Genomic DNA, 18515 nt, shown 5'->3' on the forward strand with positions numbered 1-18515 from the left:
CGCGCCGGGCGCTAGGTTGCCCGCAACTGAGGCGGCGCCCTGTTACAAGGGCCAATTTGAGCAATCGCCATGACACAGTCGAACAACACCCCGAAGTGGTTAGCGGTGAGCCTGACGATGGCTTTGGCCGGAGCAGGCGGCTTGGCGTTTCAATTCGTGGGCATGCCGCTGCCCTGGTTGCTTGGACCGATGTTTGCCTGCCTGATCACAGCGCTAGCGGGGGCGCCACTTCAAGGCCCGCAGGTTGTCGGGAACGCGATGCGCACGGTGCTGGGCGTCGCGGTTGGATCGTCGATCACTCCAGACGTTTTGGGGCGCATCCCGGACATGGCCATTTCGCTGATGTTCATACCGCCTTTCATTGCGGCCATTGGATGCGCGGGCTACCCGTTCTTTCGCCGGGTCTGCAAGCTTGACAAGGCGACGAGTTATTACGGCGCCATGCCCGGCGGGTTGCAGGACATGCTGGTCTTTGGCGAGGAGGCGGGTGGCAATGTTCGGCAACTTTCTCTGATCCATGCGACGCGCGTCCTGATCGTCGTGACGGTCCTGCCGGTGGTGCTGGCTTTTGGGTTGGGGCTGAACCTTGATCAGCCAATTGGTGCCCCGGTTTTTGACGTGCCGCCGCATGAGCTGGGCCTGATGGTTCTGATCGCTGGACTTGGCTGGTGGGGCGCCAAAACGGTTGGGCTGTTTGGGGCGTCAATCCTTGGGCCGATGATCTTGGCCGCGCTTGCGAGCCTGACAGGCCTGATCCACTCCCGCCCGCCTGCTGAGGCAATTTTGATGGCGCAGTTTTTCATCGGGCTTAGCATCGGGGTGAAATATGTGGGCGTCACTTGGGGGGAACTGACCCGCGTCGTGTTGGCCGCGATTGGCTATACCGCGATTATTTTCGTCATTGCGGTGTGCTTTGCCGAGGCCGCCGTCTTCTTGGGCCTCGCGCCGCAGGCCTCTGCCTTGCTTGCTTTTTCACCGGGTGGGCAGGCGGAAATGACTGTGTTGGCCATCGTCGCAGGCGTCGATCTGGCCTATGTTGTGACCCATCATATTGCCCGCATCGTGGTGGTTATTGTCGGCGCACCCTTGATCAATCGGTTGCTGCGATAATCACTCTTGTTTCGTATCGGAAACATGCCTAGTGTGCCGCCGTATACGACGGGAGAATCGAGGAAAGCTCGATGCCGAAGGAGCAACCGCCCCGGAAACTCTCAGGCTCAATGGACCGGCGTATGACCAAGACTCTGGAGAGTGGCGCGTGACGCGTCCGCCGAAGGGATAGCGATCTCAGGCAAACGGACAGAGGGGGCATCACCCGCGCAAAGCCCGCTTTGCGCCCTTGATGCCGGAGACCTAAATGGCCGACCTGAAAACCACCCCGCTGCATGCGTTGCATCTGTCATTGGGCGCCAAAATGGTGCCTTTCGCAGGCTACGATATGCCGGTGCAATATCCGCTTGGCGTGATGAAGGAACACCAGCACACCCGTGAAAAGGCCGGCCTGTTTGACGTGAGCCATATGGGGCAGGTGCGTGTTGAGGGCGACAGCTACGCGGATGCAGTGCTGGGGTTAGAACGCCTGATCCCGGTTGATATTTTGGGGCTTGGCCAAGGCCGGCAACGCTACGGGTTTTTCACCAATGATGCCGGTGGGATCGAGGATGATCTGATGCTGGCCAATCGCGGGGACCATGTGTTGGTCGTCGTGAATGCCGCGTGCAAAGAAGCTGACGTCGCGCTTATGAAAGCCGCCTTGGAGCCTGCTCTAAAGGTTGAAGAAATCACTGGTCGTGCTTTGCTGGCTTTGCAGGGCCCTGTGGCAGAAAATGTGCTGTCCGGATTGGACGCGCGCGCCGCTGAGATGCGGTTTATGGACGTCGCGACGCTGGACTTGAACGGTGTCGAGGCTTGGGTGTCGCGTTCCGGATATACGGGCGAAGACGGGTATGAAATCTCGGTGCCTGCTGATGCGGCTGAGGCTTTGGCGCGGGCGCTTTTGGATCATGATGATGTCGAGCCCATTGGTCTTGGCGCGCGGGATTCGCTTCGGTTGGAGGCCGGGCTGTGTCTCTACGGCCAAGACATGGACGCCGGGTTGAACCCGGTTGAGGCGTCGCTCACTTGGGCCATTCAGAAGGCGCGCCGGACAGGCGGCGCGCGTGCTGGTGGTTTTCCGGGGGCCGATACGATCCTCAAGGCGCTTGAAGATGGCGTCGGTCGATACCGCGTCGGCCTGCTGCCGGAAGGGCGCGCGCCCATGCGGCAAGGCGTTGCTTTGTTCGCGTCAGAAGACAGCGAGACACAGATAGGTTTTGTCACCTCTGGTGGTTTTGGCCCAACCGTCGGCTCGCCCGTCGCGATGGGCATTGTTGCCGACAGCTTGCACCAGCCCGGTACCCAGCTTTGGGGGGAGTTGCGCGGCAAACGGCAACCCGTCACCGTCGCAAAACTGCCCTTCACACCCGCCAATTTCAAACGATAACAAGGAGATACAGAATGAAGTTCACAGAAGATCACGAATGGCTGCACGAGGACGGTGATTTGATCATCGTCGGCATCACCGAGCACGCGGCCGAGCAACTGGGCGATGTCGTTTTCGTGGAGCTGCCTGATGTGGGCACGACCGTGTCCAAGGATGATGAGATCGTTGTGATCGAATCCGTCAAGGCCGCCTCAGACATCCTTGCGCCGCTTGATGGCGAAATTGTCGAAGTGAATGAAGCGCTGGGCGATGAGCCGGGCAAGGTCAATGACGACCCTATGGAGGGTGCGTGGTTCTTCAAAATCAAGCCTTCCGACCTGTCGCCCATGGACGACTATATGGATGAAGCCGCCTACAAAAAATTCATCGGATAAAAGGGGTTAGACGATGACCTTCACGCCTACCGACTACCTGCCTTACGACTTTGCCAACCGTCGCCATATTGGCCCGTCCCCGTCCGAGATGGCGGAGATGTTAGACGTTGTTGGCGCCAAGGATTTGGACGCTTTGATCGACGACACTTTGCCTGAAAACATCCGTCAGGCGGCGCCGCTCGATTTTGGAAAAGCGCTGTCGGAACGTGAATTGCTGCATCATATGAAAGGCGTGGCGGCCAAGAACAAAGTCCTGACCTCGCTTATCGGGCAGGGCTACCACGGCACGGTCACGCCGCCTGCGATCCAGCGCAACATCCTGGAAAATCCGGCGTGGTATACAGCCTACACGCCCTACCAACCCGAGATCAGCCAAGGTCGGCTGGAAGCGCTTTTGAACTTTCAAACGATGGTGTCCGATCTGACAGGTCTAGAGATCGCAAATGCCTCGCTTCTTGATGAGGCGACGGCCTGCGCAGAGGCGATGACCATGGCGCAGCGCGTGGGCAAATCTAAGGCACAGGCGTTTTTCGTCGATGAAAACTGCCACCCGCAAAACATCGCTGTGATGAAAACGCGCGCAGCGCCTTTGGGTATAGATATCATCGTCGGTGATCCCGACACGCTGGACGCAAGCGCGGTATTTGGCGCGATCTTTCAGTATCCCGGCACGCATGGGCAATTGCGCGATTTCACGTCGCAGATTGGAGCGCTGCATGAGCACAAAGCGATCGGCATCATCTCCGCCGATCCGCTGTCGCTGACGCTGTTCAAGGAACCCGGTGCAATGGGGGCTGACATCGCCGTAGGCACAACCCAGCGTTTCGGCGTGCCGGTTGGCTATGGCGGCCCGCACGCGGCATATATGGCGACCAAGGCGAATTACGCGCGCAATATGCCGGGCCGGATCGTGGGCGTTTCCATCGACAGCCATGGCAACCGTGCCTACCGGCTGTCTTTGCAAACGCGCGAGCAGCATATCCGCCGCGAAAAAGCGACCTCAAACGTATGCACCGCGCAGGCTTTGCTAGCCGTCATGGCGGGCTTTTATGCGGTGTTTCATGGTCCAGTGGGCCTGAAGGCGATTGCGCAGCGCATCCACCGCAAAACTGCGCGTATGGCCGAGGGTTTAAAGCTGGCGGGGTTCGACATTCGACCGAAAACCTATTTCGACACGATCACTGTTGAGGTCGGCGCGCTTCAAGCCGCTGTCATGGCTTCTGCCGTGCGCGAAGGTATTAACCTTCGCAAAGTGGGTGAGACCAAGGTCGGGATCACACTGGATGAGCGCACAACGCCTGAGACCATTGAAGCCGTTTGGCGCGCCTTCGGGATCGATCAGGAGGACAAGGATTACACCCCTCATTACAGCGTGCCGGAAAAGCTGATCCGGACCACATCTTATCTGACTCACCCAGTGTTCCACATGAACCGGGCTGAGACGGAAATGATGCGCTATATGCGCCGTCTTGCCGACCGCGATCTGGCGCTGGATCGCGCGATGATCCCGCTGGGGTCGTGCACCATGAAACTCAATTCCGCGGCTGAAATGATGCCTGTGACATGGGATGAGTTTTCACTGCTGCACCCGTTTGCCCCCAAGGATCAGGCGGCGGGGTATACTGAGATGATTGAAGATCTGTCGGCCAAGCTGTGCGATGTCACCGGCTACGACGCGATTTCCATGCAGCCCAATTCGGGCGCTCAGGGCGAATATGCCGGACTGTTGACTATTGCCGCTTATCACCGTGCCCGCGGCGAGGGGCATCGCGACATTTGCCTGATCCCGATGAGCGCGCATGGCACCAACCCAGCCTCCGCCCAGATGGTGGGTTGGAAAGTCGTTCCGGTGAAGTCGGATGAGAGAGGGGACATTGACCTCGATGATTTCCGGGCCAAGGTCGAACAGCACAAAGACACACTTGCGGGCTGCATGATCACCTACCCGTCGACACACGGCGTGTTCGAGGAAACCGTCATTGAGGTCTGCCAAATGACCCATGACGCGGGCGGTCAGGTCTATATCGACGGGGCCAATATGAACGCGATGGTGGGGCTGTCACGACCCGGCGATCTGGGCGGCGATGTGAGCCACCTGAACCTGCACAAGACCTTCTGCATCCCGCATGGCGGGGGTGGACCGGGCATGGGTCCGATTGGCGTTAAGTCGCACCTTATCAAGCATTTGCCGGGCGATCCTAATTCTGGTGAAGGTGCGGTGAGTGCGGCGCCTTTCGGCTCCCCCTCGCTCTTGCCGATCTCCTGGGCCTATTGCCTGATGATGGGTGGCGACGGGCTGACGCAGGCGACGCGTGTCGCGATCCTGAACGCGAATTATCTGGCCAAACGATTGGAGGGCGCGTTTGACGTGCTTTACAAAGGGCCAACGGGGCGCGTAGCGCATGAATGCATCATCGACACAAGGCCGTTCAATGAAAGTGCGCATGTGACGGTGGATGACATCGCCAAGCGGCTAAGCGATTGCGGGTTCCATGCGCCGACTATGTCTTGGCCGGTGGCAGGCACCTTGATGATTGAACCCACGGAGTCCGAGACCAAGGCGGAGCTTGACCGGTTCGTCGATGCGATGCTGGGCATTCGCGAAGAAATCCGCGCCATTGAAAGCGGAGCCATGGACCCAGACAACAACCCGCTCAAAAATGCGCCACATACGATGGAGGATTTGGTCAGGGATTGGGACCGGCCCTATAGCCGCGAGACGGGCTGCTTCCCGGCGGGCGCGTTCCGGATCGACAAGTATTGGCCGCCCGTTGGGCGCGTGGACAATGTCTGGGGCGACCGCAATCTGACCTGCACCTGCCCGCCGATGGAGGAGTATCTGGAGGCGGCTGAATAGGTCTGCGCATTAATTAACGAATACATTAAAATGCTTGCGCAATCCGGGGTTTCGGGCTTCACTGCCACGCAAACCCAAAGGAGCCCCGGATATGTATGCTGTCACCGTGACGTTCACCTTAAAGGACGGGCAAATGGGGGTGTTTTTGCCTTTGATGAGGCAGAACGCGCAAACCTCCCTGCGGGAAGAGGTGGGCTGTCACCAGTTTGACGTCTGCACCGACCCTGAACGCCCTTCGGAGCTGTTTCTTTACGAGCTTTACACGGATCGCGCCGCGTTTGACGCGCATCTTGCCTCGGACCATTTCAAAAGCTTTGACGCGGCTGTTGCGGATATGGTGGCCGACAAACAAGCACGGCTCTTCAGCGTCGTTGCCCAATGAGCGGTCCATGGCAGGTCCACGCATTGAAATACGCAGAGCGCAACGCCCGTACCCGCGCCGACAGCTTCATCTTTGACGACAATCACGACGCGTCGCATGCAATGGATTACTTTATCTGGGTGCTGCGGCGCAGGGATGAGGTTATCCTTGTCGACACCGGTTATGACAGCGAGGAGGCCGCAGCCCGCGATCGCCCGATCCAGATGGACCCGCGCGAGGCATTGAAGCCTTTGGGGCTGCGGGCCGAGGACATCACCCAGTTGATCATCACGCATCTGCACTACGACCATGCAGGCGGGCTGCACCTGTTTCCAAATGCCACGATCCATCTGCAAGCTGCCGAGATGGCCTACGCGACGGGCCCCTGCATGTGCCACGGGGTTCTCAAAATGCCATTCACGGCGGATCATGTCTGCGAAGCGGTCAAACGTGTTTATTCCGGGCGCTGCGTGTTTCACGAAGGCGACGGCGAGGTTGCTGAAGGTGTCACCGTGCATTGTCTGGGCGGGCATTCGCGCGGCTTGCAGGCGGTACGGGTCCGCACCGAAGCCGGTTGGCTGTGCCTTGCGTCCGATGCGACCCACTACTATGAGAATGTATTTGAAAACAAACCTTTCCCAATCGTTGTTGACCTTGAAGACATGATGCGCGGCTTCGCGCGGTTGCATGAATTGGCCTCCACACCGCAGCTGATCGTGCCGGGGCATGACCCGTTGGTTCGGACAATTTTCGCGCAGGATAAGGCGGATCATGTGTTCCGTTTGGACCAAGGTCCGACGCATTGGCCGTTTTGACAGTTTCTGCTGCCGCTCCCGGCGAACGTTAGGATTTGCGGCATTTTCCCAGCTTTTGACACAGTTTTGCCCCAAAACCTTGGGAGCGTTGCGCACCCGGTTTTTAACGAGGACTGATTTCATGAACGCGACGCTCATTCGTCTCACGCTTTTCGTAGCACTCGCCCTTCTTGCCATGGCTGTTTGGATCAATGATGTGGCCGCTGCCGACGCGATGTTCATTTTCGCGGCCTTTTCCATCGGTGGCGTTTGGGCCAAATACAGCCGCGCTGCGCCGCAAAGCGCCTAGAGCCTGCCCGCATGTGCGCAGGATTGCGCGCAGATCACAGCGCCGAAACACAACCGTCATGAAACTGTCGTCCGCGTCTGCTCAAACACGGACATGCGACAGCGCATCGACCCTCTTATTGCTGAGCGGGCGCCCTGGCTCTACCGGGCTGGCCTGACTGCTCGAATAGCGCGCGAAACGATTATGGGGGCATTGCGGTATCGTGACACGATCGAGCTCGCCTCGCAGCTACGCCATCAGGACGCGCATGCGCTGATGGGGCATATGGGGCGGTTGTTGGCCGAAAGCGTTGAATGCACCGGGCTGCAGAACATCCCACGGCGCGGACCCGCTTTGGTTGTGGCCAACCATCCCACAGGCGTTGCAGACGGCATCATGCTCAACCATGTCTTGTCGCCGATCCGCCCTGATCTGTTTTTCTATGCAAATGCCGACATCCTGAAAGTGCTGCCGCAAATGGCGCAGATGATTGCTCCGGTGGAATGGCGGCATGAGAAACGCTCTGTGGCCAAGACCCGGCAGACTATGGATTACACACGTACCGCCGTGGCCCGCCAACGTTTGGGGGTGATCTTCCCCTCGGGACGGCTGGCCAAGCGGCGGGGGCTGGCGCTGCATGAACGGCCTTGGATGGCCTCTGCCGCGATGATTGCGCGCAAGTTCGACCTGCCCGTGATCCCCGTCCATATTGAGGCACGCAATTCGGTGCTGTTTTACGCGCTTGACCTGATCCACCCAACTTTGCGCGACATCACCCTGTTCTATGAGACGCTCAACAAGGCGCGGCAGCCCTACACGATCACGGTGGGCGAGCCGATTTCGGCTGCCGCCTTGCCGCGGCGATCTGAAGACGGCATTGCCCTGCTACGCCGCGCGACGCTGGCGCTGAGCGAAGATGCGCAGGGCCGCGTCTCAATGGTGCGCGCAAGTGGCAGTTTGCGCTGGACGGGTTAGGCCCGTTTGCGACGCCCTAAAGCGTGCAACAGCACCGCACCAAACCCAAGCAGAGGAAGGGAGGCGGGCAGGGGCACCGCAGGAACCTCAAAACTGATATTGTCAAACCCGGCGGAGCCGTTCTGATCAAGCCGCCCGCTGGCGATATCATCAATGTCGAGATAGAATGACACGATGCCTGCGCCCCGGATTTCAATGATTTCAGCGCCGGTATTGTTGCTGAACCCGGCGCTGTCGACGACGTTGCCATCGGCATCAAACCCGGTCAGCGTGATCACGTCGGTGTCGAACCCTTTCACGTCGCCTGCGCCAATGCGCAGAAAGCTGGTTGCTTTTGCGAACATGCCGGCAACGTCATCGCCTTGAAAATTCACCGCGCTGCGGGCCAAGGCCACGGTGCCGACGGTCGCGGGCGCGTTTTGGATAAAGCCGCGATCCTCAAAAGAGATATCGCGGTCGAGCACCAGCCCACCCCCAATGTCGGTGCCTGCGGTGACGCGGTCGCCACGGGAAAAGGTTTCGAAATTAATGGTCACGGTTGCTGCTGCAACGGGCGTTGCGCAAACAAGGGTAAGGCCAAGGGTGGTTACTATTGAACGAAGGGTCACGTGTGTCGTCCTCTCTGCTGGGACGCAGGTGATCCGCGCCTCTTCAAGTAAGAAACGTTCCGCGCGCCCTTAAAGTTTCAGACGTTGTTAACTTTCTTCTTTCACCCCTGGTGCAGCATGATCTGTTTCCAGATCGACACCTCATCAAACAGGGTGAATTCGTGGCGCAGGCCCCAAGGCCCGAACTCCGCATGGGTGATGCCCATGACATGCACCTCTGCCCCGCTGGGCACGCCGAACAGGCCATAGCCCTCATGCTTGCCGGTCAGCGACCAGCGGATCGCGGCGCGGGGCGACATCATAGGATCTTCGCGGCCAATCTGGTGGTGAATTTCGAATTTTGCGTTTGGGAAAGATGATCTAAGCGGTAGCCATGCTTGGTCCGCGCCGTCATGGCTGATGCTGTCGCGTGCGCCGGGGTGGTGGATGTGGCATGCGCGGTCGTATTCCGCCGGGATCACGGCGAAATCCTTGTCCATGATGCGGGTCAGGATGCTTGCCAATCGCTGCCCCCATTCATTGTCATTTCCGCGCGCAGTGTAGGGGCCTTGCACGTCATCGGCGGGCGTGAAGGGGCGGGTTGCATGTTCTGGCCCACCTTCGCGTTCTATCATCTTGCGGGTGAATTTTTTGACGTCCTTGCCCAGCTGGATGACGATGCCCGAGACATCGCGGATCAGCCATTCGTCGTTGATTGCGTTGTCCTTCGCGGCGCAATCGGCAAGCGCGCGGATGACGAAACGTTTGCCAGTCGACTTGCCAAAGGCGCCGTGGCCCAGATGCGTGCCGGTGGTCAGGATGCGGTGCGATGACAGAAAGCCCGCGTCTTCGTCGCCCGACCAGATCACGTCTTCACCCAGAAGCTGCCGATCTGGGAATTCCGCTAAAGTTGCCATGGTCCCATTGATCACATTCTGGTTGCCCGTCACGAGGCCGGAGGGAAACCGCATTGGTAGGTCAGTTGCGTAGTAGTCGTGCAAAGTAGCGAGGCCGCGATCTTCCCAGATCTCGCGGGTGATCTTCAGGATGTAGTCGGGCAGGTCCTCGAACTTGTTAGAAAAACCTCTCATTCCACCCATCCTTCTGGTTTGCGGGCTGAGCCTCTGACAATCAAAGGCCCATCAATTTCAATTTGGCGCGGCTCGGTCGCGCGGCCTTCGATTTGGGCGATCAGCTGGGAGACGATGGCATCCACCATTCGGTTTGCGGGCTGGCGCACCGTGGTCAAATCAAAGCTGGGCCAGGCTGACATTGCGACGTCGTCATAGCCCACGACGGATACATCCTGGCCTATTTTGAGACCTATCTCGCCTTTTAAGACCTCGATCACGGCAAAGGCCATATGGTCATTGCCGACAAAGATGGCGTCCGGGCTGCTGCCTGAGGCGAAAAAGCTGCGTGTTGCGGCGGCGGCGGCTTCGCGAGAGAACAGCCCATCGACGACCGCATGCGCCTCCAAGCCATGATCGCTGAGCGCTTGCGTAAAACCCGCACAACGGTCCCGCCCGGTAGACGCGCCTTGCCAGCCCGAAATATGCGCGATCCGCGTGTGCCCGCCCGCGAGCAAGAATTCAGCGACCTTGCGCCCGCCCGTCGTATTGGCTGAGGTCACGGCGCTGAGCGATTTATCGTCATGGCCGCGATTGAACAGGATCAGCGGAACGCCTTCGTCCAACAGCCGTTCCGTCAATCCAGAGGAGGTCGAGACGGAGGCCAAAATGATCCCATCGACCTGGTGATCAAGCAGATCATGCACCACCTGATCCACGTCGCCCGCGTGGTTGGCGGCCATGAAGATCATGATGTTATAGCCTTTGTCCTTCAAAGCCCTGCTCATCTTTTCCAGCGCTTCGACATAGAACGGGTTGTCGAAATAGGCCACGATCAGACCGATGGTCATCGACTGCCCAGTGATCAGCGACCGCGCGAGCGTGTTGGGCCGGTAGCCCAGCTCATCGGCCGCCCTGCGCACCTTCGCTTCCATCGCCGCGGAGACCTTAACACCGGGTGTGAACACCCGGCTGACAGTGGGTTGCGACACGCCCGCCAGGCGTGCCACGTCCTGGGAAGTAACTTTGACGCTGGGCACGCAGTTATTCCGCCGCATCCTTGTAAGGCGCGGGCCCGCCGTATGGTACGTTCAACCCGCCGTAGCGGCGCACGCGCAGGTTGGCTTGTTCTGCATGGCCCACGAACCCTTCGAGCAGGCATAGTCGGGAGCAATAGGCCCCGATATCTGCCGCAGCCTCATCGGTTGTGACTTTCTGATAGCTATGCGTTTTCAGGTATTTTCCGACCCAAAGCCCGCCTGTGTAACGCCCCGCCTTCTTGGTGGGCAGCGTGTGGTTGGTGCCGATCACCTTGTCGCCATTGGCCACATTGGTGCGGGGACCAAGGAACAACGCGCCGTAGCAGGTCATTTTCTCAAGGAACCAGTCGTCACGGTCGGTCATCACCTGAACATGCTCGGACGCGATATCATCGGCCACCTCAAGCATTTCTTCATATGTGTCGCACAGGATGATCTCGCCGTAATCCTCCCAGGATTTCGATGCGGTATCTGCCGTGGGGATGATCTTTAGAATGCGTTCAATTTCCGACATCGTGTCATCAGCCAATTTCCGCGAATTCGTGACCAGCACGGCGGGGGAGTTGTACCCGTGCTCCGCCTGTCCCAGCAAATCTGTGGCACACATCTCGCCATCGACGGTGTCATCCGCGATCACCATCGTCTCGGTTGGGCCCGCAAACAAATCAATGCCAACCCGACCAAACAGCTGACGCTTGGCTTCCGCCACAAAGGCGTTGCCGGGGCCGACCAACATATGGACCGGTTCAATCGTTTCAGTCCCAATTGCCATAGCACCGATGCCTTGGATGCCGCCAAGGACGTAAATCTCATGCGCGCCGCCCAGGTGCATCGCGGCAATCACCGCCGGGTTCGGCTCTCCCTTGAAGGGTGGGGTGCAGGCGATGATGCGCGGCACGCCCGCGACGGAGGCCGTGGCCACCGACATATGCGCGCTTGCCACCATCGGGAATTTGCCGCCCGGCACGTAGCAGCCGACGCTTTGAACGGGGATGTTTTTATGGCCCAGAATGACGCCGGGCATCGGCTCCACCTCGATATCGAGCATGGAATCACGTTGCGCTTGTGCGAAGGCCCGCACCTGCGCCTGCGCGAATTTAATATCGGCCATGTCGCGGTCAGAAACCTTGGCCATCAGCGCATCGATATCGTCTTGCGACAGTTTGAAACTGGCGGGCGAATAGCTGTCAAATTTCTCGGACAATTCGCGCACGGCAGTGTCGCCACGGGTCTCGATATCGTTTAAAGTGCTTTCAACAACGGCGCGCACCTTGGTGTCATCGTCCTGACGGTCAGCCTCAGATTTCCCGCGTTTCAAATACTCAATGGCCATGTCTCAATCCTTCGCTGACGCTGCGTTGGAGATAGCTTAGCATCTATGAATACGTATTCAACCTTATTCACGGCGTGAGAATTCTGACGCAGATGTTATGTGAGGAGGCAGATCGTCGCGGTGCCTATGCTTGACCTTTAACCTATAACACATTCATTAGCATCATATGCAGTCAGGACCTGTCCAATGATCCCCGAACTCGGCCAATTCGCTCTCGCGCTCGCTTTGATGGCGGCGGTGGTGCAGTCGGTTTTGCCAATGTGGGGCGCTGCGCGCGGAAATACCGTCTGGATGGCCAGCGGGCAGGCGACGGCGGTGGTGCAAGCCGCGCTCTGCGTCTTCGCCTTTGGCGCACTGATGCAGGCTTATGTCGTCAGCGATTTCACGGTGCTGAACGTGGTGGAAAACTCTCATTCGCTGAAGCCGATGATCTACAAAGTGGCTGGCACGTGGGGCAATCACGAGGGATCGTTGCTTTTATGGGTCCTGATCCTTGCGCTTTTTGGCGCGGGCGTCGCGCTTCTGGGCACAAATATCCCTGCTGGGCTCAAGGCGCGCACCCTGAGCGTTCAGGCGTGGATCAGCGTTGGCTTTTTAAGCTTCATGATCTTCACCTCCAACCCGTTTGAACGCGTTTTCCCGCCGCCTTTGGACGGTCAGGACCTCAACCCGCTCCTGCAGGATTTCGGTTTGGCGATCCACCCGCCGTTGCTTTACATCGGCTATGTCGGGTTCTCGATCGTCTTTTCATTTGCCGTCGCCGCGCTGATCGAAGGACGCGTCGATCCTGCTTGGGCACGCTGGGTGCGGCCATGGACGCTGGCGGCCTGGATGGCGCTCACGGGCGGCATCGCGCTAGGTTCCTGGTGGGCTTACTATGAGCTCGGCTGGGGCGGTTGGTGGTTCTGGGACCCGGTCGAGAACGTCTCCTTCATGCCATGGCTCGCGGGTACGGCGCTGTTGCATTCGGCCATCGTGACCGAGAAGCGCGACACGTTCAAAGCCTGGACGATCCTTTTGGCGATCCTGACCTTCTCACTGTCATTGCTGGGCACGTTCATCGTCCGGTCAGGGTTGCTGACCTCGGTCCACGCTTTCGCGGTCGATCCTGAACGCGGCATGTATATTTTGGGTCTCTTGGGCGTTTCCATCCTCGGCTCCCTTGCGCTGTTTGCGTGGCGGGCACCGTCGATGGAAGGGGGCGGGCTTTTCGCGCCAATTTCGCGCGAAGCCGGGTTGTTGATCAACAATCTGCTGATAGCCACGGCGACGGCGACGGTGCTGTTCGGCACGCTCTACCCGCTTTTTCTGGAAGCCATAACAGGCGAGAAAATCTCTGTCGGGCCGCCGTTTTTCAACGCTTCTTTCATCCCGATCACCCTGCCATTGATCATTATTATGGGCCTCGGCCCGCATCTCAGTTGGAAACGCGCTGACCTGCCGGGCGTGCTTGCGCGGCTGAAATGGCTGGGCGTTTTGGTGCTGGTCGCCACACTGGTGGTGGGTTGGTTCACCCATGGTGGTCCGTTGCTGGCCACGATTTCGATGGGTATCGCGTTTTGGCTGATCGGGTCCACAATCCAGGACTGGGCGCGCCGCGCCAAGCTGTTCCAGCCAGGGGCATGGACGCGCATCAAGCGCCAACCGCGCGCCAGCCACGGGATGAGCATGGCGCATCTGGGCCTTGCTGTCCTGATGGTTGGAGCCATTGGCGCGAGCGCATGGAAATCCGATACTGTCAGCTTTGCCGAACCCGGGACGGTTGTTCCAATTGCCGGGTTCGACGTCGAATTTGTCGAGGTCAATCAGGTCCGCGGCCCCAACTATATCGCGCAAGTCGCCACGCTGAACGTCACGCGTGAAGGCGGTTTTGTGACGCAACTTTTCCCCGAGCGCCGTGTGTATCCGGTCGCCGGGTCCACGACAACCGAAAGCGCGATCCGCCAAACGCTGGCGGGTGATCTCTATGTATCAATCGCGGAGCCTGCATCGGATCAGGCCCAAGGTCTTTGGACCCTGCGTTTGATCTATGAACCGTTGGTGAATTTCCTCTGGATCGGCTCGGTGATGCTGGTGCTGGGCGGCGCGTTGTCGCTGTCTGACAGGCGGTTGCGCGTCGGCGCGCCGCGGTCCAAAGCGCCTTTGAACGCCACACCTGCCGAGTGACACGCTGATGAAACGCCTCCTCTACCTCCTTCCGCTTGTTGTCGCCGCTATCCTTGGTGCCTTTGCCCTTTGGGGCCTTCGGGGTGGGCGCGATCCGGGTGCCATCCCCTCTGTACTGATTTCAAATCCTGCGCCGCAATTTGATTTGGGGCCGATTGACGGCGTGGACACGCCCGGGCTCAAAACGGCGGACCTCAAGGGCCAAGGGCTGACCTTGGTCAATGTCTTCGCTAGCTGGTGCGGGCCGTGCCGGGCGGAACACCCGATCCTGACCCGCATGAGCGAAACCCAAGACTTGCGGCTGGTGGCGATAAACTACAAAGATAAGCCGGAAGATGCCGCCGATTGGCTGGACGAGCTGGGCAATCCCTACGCGCGCATCGGCGCAGATTATTCGGGGCGCGGCGGCGTTGAATGGGGCGTGACCGGCGTGCCTGAAACCTTCATCGTCAATGATGACGGCGTCGTGGTGCACCGGTTTGCCGGTCCCATCGTGGGCGACGGGCAGCGCCGCTTTCAGGAGGCGCTGGACGCCGCGCAGGCCGCGCAATGAAGCGCTTTGTCTTAATCCTTTGCCTCATCGCCTCGCCGCTTTTCGCGGTGGAACCCGATGAGGTGCTCGATGATCCGGTGCTTGAGGAACGCGCCCGCGCCATCAGCGCCGAAGTGCGCTGCGTTGTGTGCCAGAACGAGCCGATTGACAGCTCCAACGCAGGTATCGCGCGCGATCTTCGGATGATCATCCGCGAACGCCTTGTGGCGGGCGACACCAATCAGGAAGTGTTCGACTATCTGGTCCTGCGCTACGGCGATTTCGTGCTGTTCAACCCGCCTTGGAAGCCTTCCACCTATGCGCTGTGGTTGGGCCCGTTCATCATCCTGGCACTTGGGTTTTTGGCGGTCGTTATCTCACTCTACCGCAAGCGCGGCGTGGCGGATACAAGCCTCAGCCCAGAAGAGCAGGCCAAGCTTGATGCATTTTTGAAAGATAAATCATGATTTGGGCGCTTGCTGCAATGATGGGGCTGGCCACCGTATTGGGCCTGATCTGGCCCTTGGGCAGTGCCAAGCCGCAAGCCGGCGGACGGCAGGCCAAGGCCATGGCTATCTATCAAGATCAACTGGGTGAACTTGACCGCGACACCGAACGCGGCCTCATCACGCCCGAGGAAGCGCGCGCCGCGCGTGTTGAAATCAAGCGCCGGATGCTGGCGCTGACCCATGTTGAAGAAACGGCGCGAAGCACATCGGGCAAGAAATTGATCGTGGCGGCCGCCCTTTTTGTGCCTTTGTCGGGGGCTGCGCTTTACACGCAGATCGGCAGCCCGGACATTCCCGCGATCCCCTTTGCTGAGCGTGGTGCGGAACAACAAGACGCCCGCCAGCTGCAAGCCCTGATCACCGAGCTGCGCTCCCGGCTTGAGGCCGACCCGCAAGGCGGTGAGACCCGTGGTTGGACACTTCTGGGCAGCACGCTGATGAATATTGGTCGCCCGGGACAGGCAGTAGAGGCGTTTGAACAGGTGGTGGAGCGCGAAGACGCGACGTCTGCCACATGGTCGCAATATGCCGAGGCACTGATTTCAGCGGAGAACGGGATCGTCACACCGCTCGCCAGCCGGGCGATCACCCGCGCGCAGGACCTTGACCCGCTCAACCCGGCCGCCAGCTATTATCGTGCCATTGAGATGGAACAGGCGGGCGACACAGTCGGGGCGCGTGCGCTGCTGTTGGAGCGGATCGCGCAGGAAGGACAGCCCGCGCCTTGGATGCCGACATTCCTGCAAACCGCCAACCAAATGGGCAATGCCCTTGGGTTGGACCCGGCGGTTTTGCCCGAATTCGAAACAGTGCGCGGCCCTAGTCAGGAAGATATCGATTCCGCCGCTGAAATGTCACCTGAGGAACGTCAGGCCTTCATCCGATCGATGGTGGATGGCCTGGAAGAGCGGCTGCAAGATGAGCCGGAGAACCTTGACGGCTGGCTCCAACTCGCGCGCGCTTTCGTCGTCTTGGGTGAGCAGGACCGCGCCTTCGCGGCGTTGCAAAATGCGGAACCACTGGTGGCCGATTTAGCCGAAGACGACCCGCAGCGCCGCATGGTTGAAGAGGGTTTGAAGCGCTTCGGCGGAGACTAACCGCCCGCCAGCTCGATAGCGTCAAGCACGGCAGACGGGGTCAGCAACTCTGGCAGCGCAATCCCCTCAGGCGCGTCTGGCCCGTAGACGATGTTGAACGGGATGCCGTAACGACCGTTCATCTGCAAATACTCCAAAATCTGCGCGTCGGGCTTGGTCCAATCGCCCATCATGGCCGTAACATCGTCATCGGCCAAAACCGCCAGCACCGGGTCGCGATCCAGCACCAGCGCTTTGTTGGCCTTGCAGCTGAGGCACCAATCGGCGGTGATGTCGACGAAAACGACCTGATCTTCTGCGATCAGCGCGGCGATCTCATGTGGCGCAAAAGTGGTCCAGCCGATCGGGTCGTCGGCCTTGGCGACGCTCGCCGTCGGCTGGGCGATCAACGCGGGCAAACAAATGCCCGCGACGCCCAGAATGGCGACCCCAGCCCAGCGTTTCGGTTGTTTTACGGCGGCAATCACAGCAAGGGACGCGGCAAAGCAAGCCAGCCCTAATAGGGCGGGCCCGGTGCCCACCAGCGACGTCAGTACCCAAAAGAGCCATGCCGCGCTTGCCAGAAGGAGAACCCCCATCGCGTATTTGACCCAGATCATCCACGCGCCAGGTTTGGGCAAGCCACGCAACAGGCTGGGTTGCAAAGCCACCAGCAAGTAAGGAAGCGCGAGCCCGGCCCCCAATGCGGTGAAAATCGCTAAGGTTTGCGGTGCGCTGCCCGCCAATGCTACGGCGACGGCTGTGCCCAAAAAGGGCGCGGAGCAGGGCGTTGCCAAAACGGCGGCAAGCGCGCCGGTGGCAAAATCGCCGACAAGACCTTGTCCGCCCGCGCCCGACATTTTGGTGTTCCAGCTTTGCGGCAGGGAGAATTCGAACAGCCCCAAAAGATTGGCTGCAAACAGCAAAATCAGCCCGCCGAGCGCGGCTAGAAAATGCGGGCTTTGGAACTGGATGCCCCATCCAACCGCGCCGCCGCCCGCCCGCACTGCGATCAGGACCAGCGCTAGCGCCCACATGAACCCCAGCACGCCCAAGCTTGTGGCCAGAAAGCCCGCGCGGATGCGGGCGCGGCTTTGGCCACCCGCTTTTAGAACCGAGGCGAATTTGATTGTCAGCACCGGCAAAACGCAGGGCATGACATTCAGGATCACGCCGCCGAGAAAGGCCAGCAAGATAACCCAAGCCAGGCTCATGGCGGCGCCACGGGTGGGCAAGGCGTCGGACAGTGCGGGCGTGAATTCGACGGCGCGGCCCTGATCGGTGGCGACCACGCGAAGCGCGGGCAATGTGTCAGGGGCGGACAGGATGTCAAAGCCGACGCGGGCCGTTTTGGGGTTTGCGCCCAAGGTGATTTCGGGCGGGCCGAAGGCCGTGTCGAGGCCAAGATCAGGGATCACTTCAAGCATTTGAAAGGCGGTTTCGCTGCTGAGGGAAAGCTCAAGCCGCGCGGCATCTTGGTCTAGTGCGGCGCGAGTGATTTGGATGTCTGACGCCGCGGCATCGACTGGCAGCTTGCTGACAGCTTTAGCAATGATCGTGCCCGCGTCGCGGTCAATCGCGCTGTTTGGCGGCAGGACCATCGACAGCGAAAACAGCTCTGGTACGCAAAGATCGGCGCAGACAAGCAGGTTGATGTCAGCGTTCAGGATCAGTGTTTCGCCCGACGCGTCTGCGGTCACTCTGATTGGAAACGTCACAGCGGTTTCATAGCCGTAATTTTCAATACCAAACGCCTCAAACCTTTTGGGTGCCGGCCATTGAAGCTGGGCGCTGTCAAGATTGGCTGAGCCTGTCCAGTCAATCTCGACCGGGTAGCCGACCACGCCAGGGGCGCGCCAATAAGTCTTCCAGCCGTCCGCCAAGGTAACTTCGAGTGCGGCGGAGATATCGCGCGTGTCAGGCGAAAGTCCGTTTTCAGCGGTGATCAGCCGCGCCGTGATCCTTTCGCTTGTATAGGTCAGCGAACTGCCCGCAAAACCGGGCCCGCTGACCAAAAACAGGGCGGCGGTGAGGGCAGTAAGAATGCGGCGCAACAGCGTCATTTTGGGT

The 18515-nt window shown here is 59.7% G+C and carries 17 protein-coding genes and 1 riboswitch; of the genes, 12 read left to right on the plus strand and 5 right to left on the minus strand.

Features of this window, described 5'->3' with window-relative positions; all coding sequences use genetic code 11:
- Positions 1-69 precede the first annotated feature (69 nt).
- From ACZ1G7_RS19195 to ACZ1G7_RS19230, 8 genes are all read left to right on the plus strand, one after another.
- The gene (locus ACZ1G7_RS19195) at positions 70-1110 is read left to right on the plus strand and encodes an AbrB family transcriptional regulator (RefSeq protein WP_472660977.1); all 1041 of its coding nucleotides are present in this window, start codon (positions 70-72) and stop codon (positions 1108-1110) included.
- Positions 1111-1149: 39 nt separating this feature from the next.
- A riboswitch (glycine riboswitch) is annotated at positions 1150-1238 on the plus strand.
- 119 nt (positions 1239-1357) lie between these two features.
- Positions 1358-2482, plus strand: coding sequence for a glycine cleavage system aminomethyltransferase GcvT (gene gcvT, locus ACZ1G7_RS19200; protein ID WP_472660978.1), 1125 nt, complete (start codon positions 1358-1360; stop codon positions 2480-2482).
- 14 nt (positions 2483-2496) lie between these two features.
- Positions 2497-2856, plus strand: coding sequence for a glycine cleavage system protein GcvH (gene gcvH, locus ACZ1G7_RS19205; RefSeq protein WP_472660979.1), 360 nt, complete (start codon positions 2497-2499; stop codon positions 2854-2856).
- 13 nt (positions 2857-2869) lie between these two features.
- Positions 2870-5713, plus strand: a complete 2844-nt coding sequence (gene gcvP / locus ACZ1G7_RS19210) for an aminomethyl-transferring glycine dehydrogenase (RefSeq protein WP_472660980.1) — start codon at positions 2870-2872, stop codon at positions 5711-5713.
- 91 nt (positions 5714-5804) lie between these two features.
- Positions 5805-6095 carry a putative quinol monooxygenase gene (locus tag ACZ1G7_RS19215; protein WP_472660981.1) on the plus strand — a complete coding sequence of 97 codons (291 nt, stop codon included), beginning with the start codon at positions 5805-5807 and terminating at the stop codon, positions 6093-6095.
- A complete protein-coding gene (locus ACZ1G7_RS19220) occupies positions 6092-6889 on the plus strand; it encodes an N-acyl homoserine lactonase family protein (RefSeq protein WP_472660982.1) in 798 nt (265 codons plus the stop codon). The genes ACZ1G7_RS19215 and ACZ1G7_RS19220 overlap by 4 nt, the downstream gene beginning before the upstream one ends.
- Positions 6890-7010: 121 nt before the next feature.
- Positions 7011-7178, plus strand: a complete 168-nt coding sequence (locus tag ACZ1G7_RS19225; RefSeq protein ID WP_472660983.1) for a hypothetical protein — start codon at positions 7011-7013, stop codon at positions 7176-7178.
- Positions 7179-7271: 93 nt separating this feature from the next.
- Positions 7272-8132 carry a lysophospholipid acyltransferase family protein gene (locus ACZ1G7_RS19230; protein ID WP_472660984.1) on the plus strand — a complete coding sequence of 287 codons (861 nt, stop codon included), beginning with the start codon at positions 7272-7274 and terminating at the stop codon, positions 8130-8132.
- On the opposite strand, the gene ACZ1G7_RS19235 is transcribed toward ACZ1G7_RS19230, so the two are convergent.
- From ACZ1G7_RS19235 to hisD, 4 genes are all read right to left on the minus strand, one after another.
- Positions 8129-8668: a hypothetical protein gene (locus ACZ1G7_RS19235; protein WP_472660985.1), complete on the minus strand. Its 540-nt coding sequence runs from the start codon at positions 8666-8668 to the stop codon at positions 8129-8131. The two genes, ACZ1G7_RS19230 and ACZ1G7_RS19235, sit on opposite strands and share 4 nt — an antisense overlap.
- 173 nt (positions 8669-8841) lie before the next feature.
- Positions 8842-9810 carry a nuclear transport factor 2 family protein gene (locus ACZ1G7_RS19240; RefSeq protein WP_472660986.1) on the minus strand — a complete coding sequence of 323 codons (969 nt, stop codon included), beginning with the start codon at positions 9808-9810 and terminating at the stop codon, positions 8842-8844.
- Positions 9807-10829: a LacI family DNA-binding transcriptional regulator gene (locus ACZ1G7_RS19245; RefSeq protein WP_472660987.1), complete on the minus strand. Its 1023-nt coding sequence runs from the start codon at positions 10827-10829 to the stop codon at positions 9807-9809. The genes ACZ1G7_RS19240 and ACZ1G7_RS19245 overlap by 4 nt, the downstream gene beginning before the upstream one ends.
- Before the next feature lie 4 nt (positions 10830-10833).
- A complete protein-coding gene (gene hisD / locus ACZ1G7_RS19250) occupies positions 10834-12162 on the minus strand; it encodes a histidinol dehydrogenase (protein ID WP_472660988.1) in 1329 nt (442 codons plus the stop codon).
- A gap of 186 nt (positions 12163-12348) precedes the next feature.
- Here hisD and ACZ1G7_RS19255 point away from each other — a divergent pair, with 186 nt between their 5' ends.
- From ACZ1G7_RS19255 to ccmI, 4 genes are read left to right on the plus strand one after another with little or no spacing between them, the layout of a single operon-like run.
- Positions 12349-14328 carry a heme lyase CcmF/NrfE family subunit gene (locus tag ACZ1G7_RS19255; RefSeq protein ID WP_472660989.1) on the plus strand — a complete coding sequence of 660 codons (1980 nt, stop codon included), beginning with the start codon at positions 12349-12351 and terminating at the stop codon, positions 14326-14328.
- 7 nt (positions 14329-14335) lie between these two features.
- Entirely contained in the window at positions 14336-14881 is a 546-nt protein-coding gene (locus ACZ1G7_RS19260) for a DsbE family thiol:disulfide interchange protein (RefSeq protein WP_472660990.1), read from the plus strand.
- Complete coding sequence (locus tag ACZ1G7_RS19265) at positions 14878-15327, plus strand: cytochrome c-type biogenesis protein (RefSeq protein WP_472660991.1); 450 nt, start codon at positions 14878-14880, stop codon at positions 15325-15327. The genes ACZ1G7_RS19260 and ACZ1G7_RS19265 overlap by 4 nt, the downstream gene beginning before the upstream one ends.
- Positions 15324-16466: a c-type cytochrome biogenesis protein CcmI gene (gene ccmI / locus ACZ1G7_RS19270; RefSeq protein WP_472660992.1), complete on the plus strand. Its 1143-nt coding sequence runs from the start codon at positions 15324-15326 to the stop codon at positions 16464-16466. Before ACZ1G7_RS19265 ends, ccmI begins: the two co-directional genes overlap by 4 nt.
- On the opposite strand, the gene ACZ1G7_RS19275 is transcribed toward ccmI, so the two are convergent.
- A complete protein-coding gene (locus ACZ1G7_RS19275; protein WP_472660993.1) occupies positions 16463-18508 on the minus strand; it encodes a protein-disulfide reductase DsbD family protein in 2046 nt (681 codons plus the stop codon). The two genes, ccmI and ACZ1G7_RS19275, sit on opposite strands and share 4 nt — an antisense overlap.
- Positions 18509-18515 lie beyond the last annotated feature (7 nt).

It is taken from the genome of Litoreibacter sp. JB4-2 (assembly GCF_055693445.1).

Coding starts and splice junctions, on each gene's coding strand:
- ACZ1G7_RS19195 (WP_472660977.1), top strand. CDS start 70: ATGACACAGTCGAACAACACCCCGAAGTGGTTAGCGGTGAGCCTGACG.
- gcvT (WP_472660978.1), top strand. CDS start 1,358: ATGGCCGACCTGAAAACCACCCCGCTGCATGCGTTGCATCTGTCATTG.
- gcvH (WP_472660979.1), top strand. CDS start 2,497: ATGAAGTTCACAGAAGATCACGAATGGCTGCACGAGGACGGTGATTTG.
- gcvP (WP_472660980.1), top strand. CDS start 2,870: ATGACCTTCACGCCTACCGACTACCTGCCTTACGACTTTGCCAACCGT.
- ACZ1G7_RS19215 (WP_472660981.1), top strand. CDS start 5,805: ATGTATGCTGTCACCGTGACGTTCACCTTAAAGGACGGGCAAATGGGG.
- ACZ1G7_RS19220 (WP_472660982.1), top strand. CDS start 6,092: ATGAGCGGTCCATGGCAGGTCCACGCATTGAAATACGCAGAGCGCAAC.
- ACZ1G7_RS19225 (WP_472660983.1), top strand. CDS start 7,011: ATGAACGCGACGCTCATTCGTCTCACGCTTTTCGTAGCACTCGCCCTT.
- ACZ1G7_RS19230 (WP_472660984.1), top strand. CDS start 7,272: ATGCGACAGCGCATCGACCCTCTTATTGCTGAGCGGGCGCCCTGGCTC.
- ACZ1G7_RS19240 (WP_472660986.1), bottom strand. CDS start 9,810: ATGAGAGGTTTTTCTAACAAGTTCGAGGACCTGCCCGACTACATCCTG.
- hisD (WP_472660988.1), bottom strand. CDS start 12,162: ATGGCCATTGAGTATTTGAAACGCGGGAAATCTGAGGCTGACCGTCAG.
- ACZ1G7_RS19255 (WP_472660989.1), top strand. CDS start 12,349: ATGATCCCCGAACTCGGCCAATTCGCTCTCGCGCTCGCTTTGATGGCG.
- ACZ1G7_RS19260 (WP_472660990.1), top strand. CDS start 14,336: ATGAAACGCCTCCTCTACCTCCTTCCGCTTGTTGTCGCCGCTATCCTT.
- ACZ1G7_RS19265 (WP_472660991.1), top strand. CDS start 14,878: ATGAAGCGCTTTGTCTTAATCCTTTGCCTCATCGCCTCGCCGCTTTTC.
- ccmI (WP_472660992.1), top strand. CDS start 15,324: ATGATTTGGGCGCTTGCTGCAATGATGGGGCTGGCCACCGTATTGGGC.
- ACZ1G7_RS19275 (WP_472660993.1), bottom strand. CDS start 18,508: ATGACGCTGTTGCGCCGCATTCTTACTGCCCTCACCGCCGCCCTGTTT.